This window comes from Yersinia sp. LJYL362 (genome assembly GCF_048323875.1).
In genome coordinates this window covers 1-13,019 of sequence record NZ_JBLWEX010000166.1, presented here as the reverse complement: position 1 = coordinate 13,019, position 13,019 = coordinate 1, and the positions used below count along the sequence as shown (strand labels likewise).

Sequence of the window (13,019 nt, the reverse complement as noted above, 5' to 3'; positions counted from 1 at the left end):
CAATAGAGGTAGAGCCACATTATTTATGAGACAGACAGACGACATGCGATACATCAGCCTGAACACAACAATTATTACCACCACCGAAACCACAGGTTACGGGGCGGGCTGACGCGTACAGGAAACATCAAAAAAAAGCCCGCACCTAAACAGTGCGGGCTTTTTTTTTCAATCAAATCTTTGCAAAAAAGTTTGCGATAAAAAAGCGCGAAAGCGGGAGAGAATCAGAAATGCGAGTGCTGAAATTTGGCGGGACATCAGTAGCAAATGCAGAACGCTTTATGCGTGTTGCCGATATCATTGAAAGTAATGCGCGTCAGGGACAAGTGGCGACGGTATTGTCCGCTCCCGCTAAGATTACCAACCATTTGGTGGCGATGATCGACAAAATGGTGGCTGGGCAAGATATCTCGCCGAACATCAGTGATGCTGAGCGGATTTTTTCCGAGCTATTACGGGGATTGGCTGATGCGCAACCGGGCTTTGAATACGAACGTTTAAAAGCGCTGGTGGCCCAAGAGTTTGCGCAACTCAAAAGCTTCCTGCACGGTATCTCGTTGCTCGGTCAATGCCCGGACAGCATCAATGCCGCTATCATCTGCCGCGGCGAGAAATTGTCCATCGCCATTATGGAAGCATTATTCCAAGCGAAAGGTTATCAGGTCAGTGTGATTAATCCGGTCGAGAAATTATTGGCACAGGGCCATTATCTCGAATCCACCGTTGATATCACTGAATCTACCCGCCGTATTGGCTCCAGCCGTATCCCGGCTGACCATATCATCCTGATGGCCGGTTTTACTGCCGGTAATGACAAAGGGGAGCTGGTGGTACTGGGGCGCAATGGTTCGGACTATTCTGCGGCGGTGTTAGCGGCGTGTTTACGCGCTGATTGTTGTGAGATCTGGACTGACGTGGATGGGGTTTATACTTGTGACCCCCGTGTTGTCCCTGATGCCCGATTATTGAAATCGATGTCATATCAGGAAGCGATGGAGCTGTCCTATTTTGGTGCTTCGGTTCTCCACCCCCGCACTATCTCGCCTATCGCCCAGTTCCAAATTCCTTGCCTGATTAAAAATACCTCTAACCCGCAAGCACCGGGTACCTTGATTGGTGGTGAAAGCAGTGATGATGGTTTCCCCGTGAAAGGCATCACCAACCTGAATAACATGGCGATGATTAACGTGTCTGGCCCAGGGATGAAAGGCATGGTCGGTATGGCCGCCCGCGTCTTTGCGGTGATGTCGCGCAGCGGTATTTCAGTGGTACTGATTACTCAATCTTCTTCTGAGTACAGCATCAGTTTCTGTGTGCCCCAGAGTGAGTTAATCCGTGCTCGCAAAGCATTGGAAGACGAATTCTATCTGGAATTGAAAGATGGTCTGTTAGAGCCATTGGATGTGATGGAGCATCTGGCGATTATCTCAGTGGTTGGCGATGGCATGCGCACTTTACGTGGCATCTCGGCTCGTTTCTTCTCAGCACTGGCCCGTGCCAATATTAATATTATCGCGATTGCGCAAGGTTCGTCCGAGCGTTCTATCTCCGTGGTAGTTAGCAATGATGCCGTCACCACCGGTGTGCGGGTTTGTCACCAGATGTTGTTCAATACCGATCAAGTTATTGAAGTGTTTGTCATTGGCGTCGGTGGTGTAGGTGGGGCATTAATCGAGCAAATCTATCGTCAACAACCTTGGCTGAAACAGCGCCATATCGATTTGCGCGTTTGCGGTATCGCTAATTCCAAAGCCATGCTAACCAATGTGCACGGTATTTCGCTGGATAACTGGCGTCATGAACTGGCCGAAGTGCAGGAACCCTTTAATCTCAGCCGCTTAATTCGTCTGGTGAAAGAGTATCACTTGCTCAATCCGGTGATTGTTGACTGTACATCCAGTCAGGCTGTTGCGGATCAATATGCCGATTTCCTGGCAGATGGCTTCCATGTTGTGACACCAAACAAGAAAGCCAATACTTCATCGATGAATTACTACCGTCAGATGCGTACGGCGGCGGCGAAGTCATGTCGCAAATTCTTGTATGACACCAACGTCGGTGCGGGCCTGCCGGTTATCGAAAACTTGCAGAACTTGCTCAATGCGGGTGACGAACTGATGCGTTTTTCTGGCATTCTGTCAGGCTCACTCTCCTTTATCTTCGGTAAACTGGACGAAGGGATGACCTTGTCAGAAGCCACATTGCAGGCGAAGGCGCTGGGTTATACCGAGCCAGACCCACGCGATGATCTTTCCGGCATGGATGTCGCCCGGAAATTGTTGATCTTGGCGCGTGAAGCAGGGTACAAACTTGAATTGGCTGATATCGACGTTGAGTCAGTGCTGCCAGCCAGCTTCGATGCCAGCGGTGATGTAGACAGCTTCCTCGCTCGCCTACCGTCACTGGACGGCGAGTTTAGCCGTTTGGTGGCAAATGCCGCAGAACAGGGCAAAGTGCTGCGTTATGTCGGGGTGATTGAAGGGGGGCGCTGTATCGTTCGGATGGATGCCGTAGATGGTAACGATCCTCTGTATAAAGTGAAAAATGGTGAGAATGCGTTGGCCTTCTATACCCACTATTATCAGCCGCTCCCGTTGGTGCTTCGTGGGTATGGCGCGGGTAATGATGTCACTGCTGCTGGGGTGTTCGCTGATCTTTTACGCACATTATCATGGAAGTTAGGAGTTTAAATATGGTTAAGATCTATGCTCCGGCATCGATTGGCAATGTCAGCGTCGGGTTCGATGTGCTGGGTGCGGCAGTCTCACCGGTCGATGGCACTTTGCTGGGCGATTGTGTCAGTGTGACCGCAGCAAACAGTTTTAGTCTGCGAAACGAAGGCCGCTTTGTCAGCAAATTACCTGATGATCCAAAAGAAAATATCGTTTATCAATGCTGGGAGCGTTTTTGTCAGGAAATGGGCAAAGAGATCCCGGTAGCCATGGTGTTGGAAAAGAACATGCCGATTGGCTCAGGGCTGGGTTCCAGTGCTTGTTCTGTTGTTGCTGGCTTGATGGCAATGAACGAATTCTGCGGCAACCCACTAGATAAATTCACATTATTGGGCCTGATGGGCGAGCTGGAAGGGCGGGTATCTGGCAGCGTTCATTTTGATAATGTTGCGCCGTGCTATTTGGGTGGCATGCAGCTGATTCTCGAACAGCCCGGCTATATCAGTCAAAGCGTGCCCGGTTTTGACGACTGGCTGTGGGTGATGGCTTATCCGGGCATTAAAGTCTCTACCGCTGAGGCTCGCGCTATTTTACCGGCACAATATCGCCGTCAGGATTGTATTGCCCATGGGCGCAATTTGGCTGGGTTTATTCATGCCTGCCACACTCAGCAGCCGGATTTAGCCGCTAGAATGATGAAAGATGTCATCGCCGAGCCTTACCGCACTCAATTGTTGCCGGGCTTTGCTGCGGCAAGGCAAGCCGCGCAGGATATTGGCGCGCTGGCCTGTGGTATTTCCGGTTCTGGCCCCACGCTGTTTGCCGTCTGCAATGATACCGAGACCGCGCAGCGCATGGCGAACTGGCTACAAAATCATTACCTGCAAAACGACGAAGGTTTTGTTCATATTTGCCGTCTGGATACCGCAGGCGCACGACTACTGGGATAACGCATGAAACTGTATAACCTTAAAGATCACAACGAGCAGGTCAGCTTCGCGCAAGCGATTAAACAGGGCCTGGGCAAGCAGCAGGGGCTGTTCTTCCCGCTGGAGTTGCCTGAGTTTGAACTGACAGAAATTGATAAACTGCTGGATCTGGATTTTGTCACCCGCAGCAGCCGTATTTTGTCTGCATTTATCGGCAATGAAATCGCACCAGAGGTGTTAACCAAACGTGTTCAGGCGGCGTTTGAGTTCCCAGCTCCGGTTGCTCAGGTTGAGAATGATATCGCCGCACTAGAGTTGTTCCACGGCCCGACATTGGCCTTTAAGGACTTCGGCGCACGTTTTATGGCGCAAATGCTGGCCGAAGTGGCTGGCGACCAGCCGGTCACTATCTTAACCGCAACCTCTGGTGATACCGGGGCGGCAGTGGCTCATGCATTTTATGGTCTGAAAAACGTCCGTGTGGTTATCCTCTATCCACGTGGCAAAATCAGCCCGCTGCAAGAAAAACTGTTCTGTACGCTGGGTGGCAATATTCACACTGTGGCGATTGAGGGCGATTTTGATGCATGCCAGGCGCTGGTCAAACAAGCCTTTGATGATGAAGAACTGAAACAAGCACTGAGCCTTAACTCTGCTAACTCCATTAATATCAGCCGTTTGCTGGCTCAGATTTGCTATTACTTCGAAGCCGTAGCCCAGTTGCCGCAAGAAGCGCGTAACCAACTGGTTATCTCCGTGCCAAGTGGCAACTTCGGTGATTTGACGGCGGGTTTGCTGGCAAAATCGTTAGGTTTGCCGGTAAAACGCTTCATCGCGGCCACCAATGCCAATGACACCGTGCCGCGCTTCTTGGTGAATGGCCAGTGGCAGCCAAAGCCGACGGTGGCGACGTTATCGAATGCTATGGATGTCAGTCAGCCGAATAACTGGCCGCGTGTTGAAGAGCTTTATCGTCGTAAAATCTGGCAGTTGAAAGAATTGGGCCACGGCGCTGTCAGTGATGATGTCACCAAAGAGACGATGCGCGAGCTGGCGGAGTTGGGGTATATCTCAGAGCCTCATGCTGCCATTGCTTATCGTGTATTGCGTGATCAGTTACAAGACGGGGAATTTGGGCTGTTTATCGGTACCGCTCATCCGGCGAAATTCAAAGAAAGTGTAGAAGAGATTCTGGGGCAAGAATTACCGCTGCCAAAACCACTGGCAGTGCGGGCACAATTACCGTTGTTATCTCATGATTTGCCAGCAGATTTTGTGAGATTACGTACTTTCTTGATGGCGTTACCGAAATAATTAAGCGCATAAGGGGCCAATCTGATTGGCTCCGAAGTTTAGCGGGGCGACTGCACCGATGGGCGCTCTGACGGCTTACGCCGTTACGACCCATTCGGCACATTTCCCCGCTTATCAACTATTTTAATCGTTGCGTGGTCATTTCTAGTGTTGTTCAGCCCGCTTAAAAACCAACTCATTTTTCGCCGATAGCCCGGCATCAAACTCATAACCTTCCAGATTAAAATCAACCAGTTGATCTGGTTTGGTCAGCTTATTTTGAATAATAAATCGGCTCATCAAGCCACGCGCTTTTTTGGCATAGAAACTGATAATTTTATATTTGCCGTTTTTCTCATCCAGAAAGACCGGTTTAATCAATGATCCGGCCAACCTGGCGGGCTTCACGGCCTTAAAGTATTCATCCGAGGCGAGATTTATCAGTACATTATCACCTTGCTGTTCCAACGCCTGATTCAGTTTCTCTGTTATCTGATCGCCCCAAAACGAATAGAGATCTTTGCCGCGTGGGTTGGTCAGCTTGATCCCCATTTCCAGACGATAGGGTTGCATCAAATCTAGCGGGCGCAATACGCCGTATAAACCAGAGAGCATGCGCAAGTGCTGTTGGGCAAAATCAAAATCGGCAGCGCTGAAACTCTGCGCCTGCATGCCGGTATAAACATCGCCTTTAAAAGCCAGGATCGCCTGACGCGCATTGTCTGGCGTGAAATCAGGCTGCCATTCGCTGAAACGGGCAGCATTTAAACCGGCCAGTTTGTCGCTAATTCCCATCAGGCTGCTGATTTGGGCTGGTGTCAGCTCACGGCAGATCTCGATAAGCTGTTGTGATTTATCCAACATCTCTGGCTGAGTAAACTTTTTGGTCGCTAGCGGACTTTGATAATCAAGGGTTTTAGCCGGGGAAATAACAATGAGCATGATGACATCCTATTAATACCCGGCATACTTCAAGCGGCATGTGCGTTGGCTACTTTCGTTCACCTCAGTCACTTACTTATGTAAGCTCCTGGGGACTCACTCACTTACCGTCTTCCCGCCACTCGAATTATTTAGGGTATATTTAAATAAGACACTGTAGCAAAAAGCGTAGTGTAGCAAAAAGAAGATTGGACGATTGCTAGGATAGATAGATTGAGTTGCCAGAGATGATATAGTTTAGCTAAATCGTCTCAGCACGATAAGAATGGATGAAATTGCTATTAACCTGCCGGTTTCTGGCTGTTTTAAAAGGCGAAAACGGTTGCGAACCAAATACTGCCTGTTTGCGCTTTTTTTAATCAGTTTAACTGCCTTGCACCAAGGCTTACGCATGTTATTATCAAGACAAGGCAGACGTCGAAATAGCTAATATTGCGAAACCGCTAACATTCCGAATGAGATGAAGCGCCATTTCGACCGAGATAAAAGTTGCGACATGCCAAAAGTTCATGCACAAACGATGAGAAACGACAACATGACCGATAAACTTACTTCCCTACGTCAAATCACCACTGTAGTAGCCGATACTGGGGATATCGCGGCAATGAAGCTGTATCAGCCGCAAGATGCAACTACTAACCCATCATTGATTTTGAATGCTGCCCAAATTCCTGAATACCGTAAGCTGATCGACGAAGCCATTGCCTGGGCTCGCGAACAAAGCAGTGATCACGCTCAGCAAATCGTTGATGCCACTGACAAACTGGCCGTCAATATCGGTTTGGAAATTCTGAAACTGATCCCGGGCCGTATTTCTACCGAAGTTGATGCTCGTCTGTCCTACGACACCGTTGCTAGCGTGGCAAAAGCGAAACGTCTGATCAAACTGTATAACGAAGCGGGTATCAGCAATGACCGTATTTTGATCAAACTGGCTTCTACCTGGCAGGGTATCCGTGCTGCGGAACAGCTGGAAAAAGAAGGCATCAACTGTAACCTGACTCTGCTGTTCTCCTTCGCCCAAGCGCGTGCTTGTGCTGAAGCGGGTGTGTTCCTGATTTCACCGTTTGTTGGCCGTATTCTTGACTGGTACAAAGCCAATGGTGACAAAAAAGAGTTCGCGCCACACGAAGATCCAGGTGTTGTTTCCGTGACCGAGATTTACCAGTATTACAAACAACACGGTTATAAAACGGTGGTTATGGGCGCAAGCTTCCGTAATCTGGGTGAGATAATCGAACTGGCGGGCTGTGACCGCCTGACTATCGCTCCATCTCTGCTAAAAGAGTTGGCAGAAAGCGAAGGTCCAGTCGAGCGTAAACTGGCTTATACCGGTGAAGTTCAAGCTAAACCTACACCACTGACTGAAGCTGAGTTCTACTGGCAGCACAATCAGGACCCAATGGCGATTGATAAACTGGCTGATGGCATTCGCAAGTTTGCTGTCGATCAGGGCAAACTTGAGAAGATGATCTCAGACCTGCTGTAATTTGACTGGCGGTGATTGATTCTCCGCAGTGATGTGACGAAAAGGTGGCGTAAGCCGCCTTTTTTATTGCCTGTTACCTGGGTCTGAGGGCAGTTCCAATAACCTGGGGTATGCTATTATTCGCCACAGATAAAGGGCTTTCGTCGAGGTAGTTATATGAATACATTGCGTATAGGTTTAGTTTCCGTTTCTGATCGCGCCTCAAGTGGGGTCTATCAGGATAAAGGGATTCCAGCACTGGAAGAGTGGTTGGCAAGTGCGTTGACCACTCCTTTTGACATAGAAACCCGTCTTATCCCCGATGAGCAAACGCTGATTGAACAAACCCTGTGTGAATTAGTCGATGAAATGGGGTGTCATTTGGTATTGACCACCGGCGGTACCGGCCCCGCAAGACGTGATGTTACCCCTGATGCCACCTTGGCTATCGCCGATCGGCAGATGCCGGGTTTTGGTGAGCAAATGCGCCAAATTAGCCTCCATTTCGTCCCGACCGCGATATTATCCCGTCAAGTTGGCGTTATCCGTAAGCAGGCATTGATTATCAATTTACCGGGGCAGCCTAAATCCATCAAAGAGACCCTTGAAGGGGTGAAAGATGCCCAATCGAAGGTGGTAGTGGCGGGGATTTTTGCTAGTGTGCCTTATTGCATTCAACTACTGGATGGGCCTTATATAGAGACCAATGCTGAAGTGGTAGCGGCATTTCGTCCAAAGAATGCCATTGTCGATATAAAAAGCTAAATTAAAACTTTTTACAACATAAGATACCATTCTGTGAGTGTGGGGAATTTTGTACGGTATAGTCATGTTTACTTTACAAAATGCTGAAAATATTTTTCTTCCCCTACTCTGGTTTATTACGGTGTCATATGTCTCAAGAACACAATTCATCTCAAGTCGACTTATCGCAACCTCATGTTGCCCAACAACATAATCATAATCGTCGGCTGAATAAGCAAGATTATAAAACCCTCACCTTGGCTGCATTAGGCGGAGCGCTTGAGTTTTACGATTTCATTATTTTCGTCTTCTTTGCTGCGGTTATTGGTGATCTGTTCTTCCCGGTGGACATGCCTGAGTGGCTGCGTCAGGTGCAGACATTCGGTATTTTTGCCGCGGGTTATCTGGCGCGTCCGCTGGGCGGCATTATCATGGCGCATTTTGGTGACTTGGTTGGCCGTAAGAAGATGTTTACTCTCAGTATTTTGTTAATGGCACTGCCAACACTCGCGATTGGTATGCTGCCGACGTATGCTTCTATCGGCATTGCAGCGCCGCTGCTGTTGCTGTTAATGCGCGTATTGCAAGGTGCGGCAATTGGCGGTGAAGTTCCTGGTGCATGGGTATTTGTGGCGGAACACGTACCACGTCGGCGCATTGGTATTGCTTGCGGTACTTTAACGGCAGGTTTGACGGCGGGGATCTTATTGGGGTCACTGGTGGCTACCGCAATGAATACCACCTTAAGTCCCCAAGCTATTTTAGATGGCGGCTGGCGTGTGCCGTTCTTCCTCGGTGGGATTTTTGGCTTGTTCGCCATGTATTTACGCCGCTGGTTGCAGGAAACCCCCATCTTTAAAGAGATGCAGGCTCGCAAGACCTTGGCTGAGGAACTGCCGCTGAAATCCGTGGTGGTTAATCATAAAAAAGAAATTGTGGTTTCGATGTTACTGACCTGGTTGCTGTCTGCCGGTATCGTGGTCGTCATCTTAATGACCCCGACTTATTTGCAGAAGCAGTTCGGCGTACTGCCCGCGCTGGCATTGCAAGCAAACAGCCTGGCGATTGTCGCGCTGGTATTGGGTTGTGTCATTGCTGGGCTAACCATTGACCGCTTTGGTGCGAGTAGAACCTTTATTGTTGGTAGCCTAATGTTGGCGGCGTCGACATGGTCGTTTTATCACACTAATCTGACTGATCCGAGCCAGTTAATTACCCACTATATGTTGGCTGGATTCTGTGTCGGTCTTGTTGGCGCAGTGCCTTATGTTATGGTGCGCGCATTCCCGGCTGAGATTCGCTTTACCGGAATTTCTTTCTCCTACAATGTGGCGTATGCCATTTTTGGTGGGTTGACGCCAATTGTAGTGACCTTATTGATGAAGGTGACTCCTATGGCTCCCGCGTATTACATGTTGCTGTTATCGTTGGTAGGGCTCCTGTTAGGAATCTATCTACGCAATGATATTAATAGTGATGTGAAAGTACATCTGCCAAAGAAAGCTTTGGCCGAATAAGTGCGTTTTTGAGTTCATGTCGCTGACAGGAAATAGCCCATAATGGTATGGGCTATTTTTTGCCGGGTATCATTTAAAACTCACTCTTAAAATTAAATCCGACCTTCTGTTTGACCCGAGCCGAGGGCTGAGAAATGACTTCAGCGAATAATGTTCTGGCACCTTGTTGCTGTAAATATCGGCCCAGCTCTCTCACTGCCGCCGTCCCAGCCCCTCTTACAGTTCCTTCGCGGTCGGGGAATAAGACATAGTCTGGCAGTGTCGCAGATGCAACCAGTTCCACTTCATCGCGGCTATTAAAACGGTCAGCCAGTACGACGGCGATAACTCTTCCTTGAAATTTAACGATGACATATATTTCACCAGGGCGGTGAAGAATTAATCTGCGATTGATAATACCTGTCACAACATTTCCAGCACGAAGCAGTCGGTTCTTGGCCTCATTAGTTTCCTCTGTATCGACATCCGCACTGGCACCTTGAGCGGGGTAGCCTTGTTCATATTGCTGCTCCCAGAGAGCAACGGTTTCCCTCAGTTTTTTCCGCATAGCTTGGGCATTGCTAACTTCGACATCTGAAAGTTTTTCTTCCTCCTCGGGGGTAGGGGTTGGGAGTATTTCTATTTCGAACTCTAATTCAGTCTGCTCGACAGACTCACCGTGTGAAATGATTATTGGGGGAGTCGGTCTATAGATTAAAGTTTCTAATAATAACTCATAAATTCCTAATGGTAGGAGTTCCACCTGTGATGGTGACTCATCAGATGAAAAATGAGCACTATAAGATACATAACTAAGTCGCGCGTAGTCTAACGCGGTTTTAATATCACCAAAGGTATTGTGGGTCGTTCTATCTATTATTTTTTCTGTTATAGCATGGATTAACCTATTTTCTACTGCTTGATTCTCGACTGCGACGCCGGTGCCTCCTGTTCTGATTATTGAATCTATTATTCGGCCAAAAAATGCTGAATTCCAGGTTTCTAAGCTGTTGCCAAACAGCAAGGTGAAGTCAGTCATCACCTCCAATGTCCAGTCAATACACTGGGGCCTTATTTGCCGGGTAGGACGAGAGTTAAGTAAATAATGGAGTGAAACCATACAGGCTTTAGCTACAGCTGGGAGGCTTAGAGAAGCACTATTTATATTGTTATGGATGTATGTCAATGTCATGTAATTATCAGTAGTTTCCTCTGTTCGTAATTCCATTTCTTTTAGTGGTTTTTGTTTCAATGGTTGACTATTTCCAGCAATATGTAATGTTTTCCCTTTTGTATTACTGCTGAAGTATTTATCTGCACTGAATACGATATTATCTAACTGTTGGCATTTTCCTTGTATAAGATAATTGTAGATGTTTAAAAAAGGGGTGAAAGTACACATTATTTTACTTGTTTGCGTTAAATCTCTTTTTTCCCAATCTTTATCATCTGTGTCTGCAGTCAGTATGTTTTTTGCAAGAATTAAAGGATTGTCTTGATTGTAGTTGGTTATGACTATGTTAGGGGATGTATAAATTGTGTTATCCCAGTCAAAGGAAATGATAGGCGATACTTCTATTAAATTATTCTTTGATGTTTGAATATATTGAATTTGTAAAGTATCTTCTTTTACTTGTATAATAAAAGACAGGTTTTTACTACGTTTGTAGCGTTCAAAGTAAAACTTATTTCTCATCCCTTGATCAGAAAAGCTAATTCTTCTCTTATTGATAGTAATGTTAGCACTATTCAATAACGTAAGATCATAATTATCATCTTCTCCAAGGCCATCAGTATTAAAGACAAATAGCACCTGTTTGTTTTTTAAGCGAGTATCATTCCAGTATTCGCCAAATGTATCAACGAGTTTTATTCTATGATTGCTTACAATGACACATTGTTGATCACAGCTAAGACCTGTATCTTCTGATGCTTTGATGCCCGTAATCGTACTACTCATTCCCAAGGCTTTTAAACTCTCATCAGTGATGCTCTCTGTTAACTCAAAATAGGGAGCATTAAAATTATCGTTCCCATAGACGGTGGCTTTCATTCCTGAGGGAATTGATATGGATTTAATACTATCGTTATGAACAGGTAATGTTTCGCCACTGTAATACAAATCTATTTCTTCATTAGGTGCTAAGCAAATATTCTCTCCTTCAAATTCATCTTTTGCATAGAAACAGACTTTGTCTTCATCTGAATAAACTAATCTTGGCATCATTAATATAATAATTGTTAATAGTGTTATGGCTATTTTCATTGGCTGGCCCTTGTATTTATTTACTCTGCTGTTCCATGTTACCTACAGGGCTTAGATATTATATGATGCATTTTTTCTTTACTTTATCTATTTTCATCATTCTATTTGATTATTTTATGGTGTTAATTTTTATCGAATAATATATTTTATTTAAAATATGATGAGTGAAAATAAAAAAACAGCCTCTAAACCTGAATGTTCAGAGGCTGCTAAATATAAACTGTTTAGGTGATCTGTAATTAAATTACAGGTTGCGCTTGTAAAGTCGGGCTTGGTTCACCAATAGGTAACACGGTACGGCCATATTGTTCGTTCAATACTTCCGCCATCGCCAGATAAATTGCGCTTGCGCCACAAATGATGCCTTCAAAGCCGGCGAACACCAGCAGTGAATGGTTACCGGTGAAGTTACCGATAGCCAGCAGAGCAAACAGCAGCGTCAGGCTACCGAACACAAACTGCAAAGCACGGTTAGCGGGCAAGGTACCGAAGAACATAAACAGTGTGAAGATACCCCATAGACCTAAATAAACGCCGAGGAATTGTGCATCTGTTGCTTCTGCCATACCCATTTTAGGTAGCATCAGCAAACCCACCAGGCTCAGCCAAAATGCGCCATATGAAGTGAATGCGGTGGCAGCAAAGGTATTACCCTTCTTATATTCCAGCATACCTGCCAGAATTTGAGCCAAACCGCCATAAAAAATCCCCATACTCAAAATAACAGAGGTTAGGGGGAAGAAGCCTGCGTTGTGCAGGTTAAGCAAGACGGTAGTCATCCCAAAACCCATCAGGCCTAATGGGCCAGGATTCGCCAACTTGGTGGTGTTCATAAGTCCTCTGCAATAACAGATTGCTAAAAATAATGGATAATTATCCGAATAAGTATAAAGCGCCTGAATGACTAAAAAGTCGTCGATATCCCTCAGTGCGCGCGGCATCATAATGATCCGCGCGCTTGGAAACAATGATCTTGAGGGTGATAAAAAGTAATTTTTTTTCATCTCCCCCCTTGATGCTGCGTTTCCTGGCCCCATCTTATTCCCAACCGCAGGGACTAATCACGAATCAGCGGAGACATGCATCAGTAGAATGCTGGGTATGAAAACATTGATTATGAAAATACGGGCAGTTGAAAAGAAACAATTCGCCCACATATAGATTAGTAACTTGACCGAATATGACTTTTTAGTGGAGGCGTTTTAGATG

The 13,019-nt window shown here is 46.6% G+C and carries 10 protein-coding genes and 1 other annotated feature; of the genes, 7 read left to right on the top strand and 3 right to left on the bottom strand.

The features are described 5' to 3' along the window. The first annotated feature begins 25 nt into the window (after positions 1–25). The 4 genes from thrL to thrC all read left to right on the top strand — a co-directional run bounded on the left by thrL (position 26) and on the right by thrC (position 4,915). On the top strand, positions 26–112 hold the full coding sequence (gene thrL / locus ACNSO8_RS07970) for a thr operon leader peptide (RefSeq protein WP_071598596.1): 87 nt from the start codon (positions 26–28) through the stop codon (positions 110–112). Next, positions 51–169, top strand: a sequence feature (Thr leader region). It overlaps the preceding gene by 62 nt. A gap of 61 nt (positions 170–230) precedes the next feature. Beyond that, positions 231–2,690 (top strand): bifunctional aspartate kinase/homoserine dehydrogenase I, encoded by a 2,460-nt coding sequence (gene thrA / locus ACNSO8_RS07965; protein WP_418394346.1) that lies wholly within the window; start codon positions 231–233, stop codon positions 2,688–2,690. A gap of 2 nt (positions 2,691–2,692) precedes the next feature. Further along, positions 2,693–3,622: a homoserine kinase gene (gene thrB, locus ACNSO8_RS07960; RefSeq protein ID WP_418394345.1), complete on the top strand. Its 930-nt coding sequence runs from the start codon at positions 2,693–2,695 to the stop codon at positions 3,620–3,622. Positions 3,623–3,625: 3 nt separating this feature from the next. Next, positions 3,626–4,915: a threonine synthase gene (gene thrC / locus ACNSO8_RS07955; RefSeq protein WP_418394344.1), complete on the top strand. Its 1,290-nt coding sequence runs from the start codon at positions 3,626–3,628 to the stop codon at positions 4,913–4,915. A 144-nt stretch (positions 4,916–5,059) separates the two neighbouring features. On the opposite strand, the gene yaaA is transcribed toward thrC, so the two are convergent. Further along, a complete protein-coding gene (yaaA, locus tag ACNSO8_RS07950) occupies positions 5,060–5,836 on the bottom strand; it encodes a peroxide stress protein YaaA (RefSeq protein ID WP_418394343.1) in 777 nt (258 codons plus the stop codon). 535 nt (positions 5,837–6,371) lie between these two features. Here yaaA and tal point away from each other — a divergent pair. From tal to ACNSO8_RS07935, 3 genes are all read left to right on the top strand, one after another. Further along, the gene (gene tal, locus ACNSO8_RS07945; RefSeq protein ID WP_418394342.1) at positions 6,372–7,325 is read left to right on the top strand and encodes a transaldolase; all 954 of its coding nucleotides are present in this window, start codon (positions 6,372–6,374) and stop codon (positions 7,323–7,325) included. Positions 7,326–7,481: 156 nt separating this feature from the next. Further along, the gene (gene mog, locus ACNSO8_RS07940; protein ID WP_418394341.1) at positions 7,482–8,069 is read left to right on the top strand and encodes a molybdopterin adenylyltransferase; all 588 of its coding nucleotides are present in this window, start codon (positions 7,482–7,484) and stop codon (positions 8,067–8,069) included. 128 nt (positions 8,070–8,197) lie between these two features. Beyond that, positions 8,198–9,565, top strand: a complete 1,368-nt coding sequence (locus tag ACNSO8_RS07935) for an MFS transporter (protein ID WP_418394340.1) — start codon at positions 8,198–8,200, stop codon at positions 9,563–9,565. Between the two features lie 73 nt (positions 9,566–9,638). Here the strand turns inward: ACNSO8_RS07935 and ACNSO8_RS07930 are convergent, their stop codons facing one another. After that, complete coding sequence (locus ACNSO8_RS07930; RefSeq protein WP_418394339.1) at positions 9,639–11,810, bottom strand: GNAT family N-acetyltransferase; 2,172 nt, start codon at positions 11,808–11,810, stop codon at positions 9,639–9,641. Between the two features lie 239 nt (positions 11,811–12,049). Continuing rightward, positions 12,050–12,643, bottom strand: a complete 594-nt coding sequence (satP, locus tag ACNSO8_RS07925; protein WP_418394338.1) for an acetate uptake transporter — start codon at positions 12,641–12,643, stop codon at positions 12,050–12,052. Positions 12,644–13,019 lie beyond the last annotated feature (376 nt).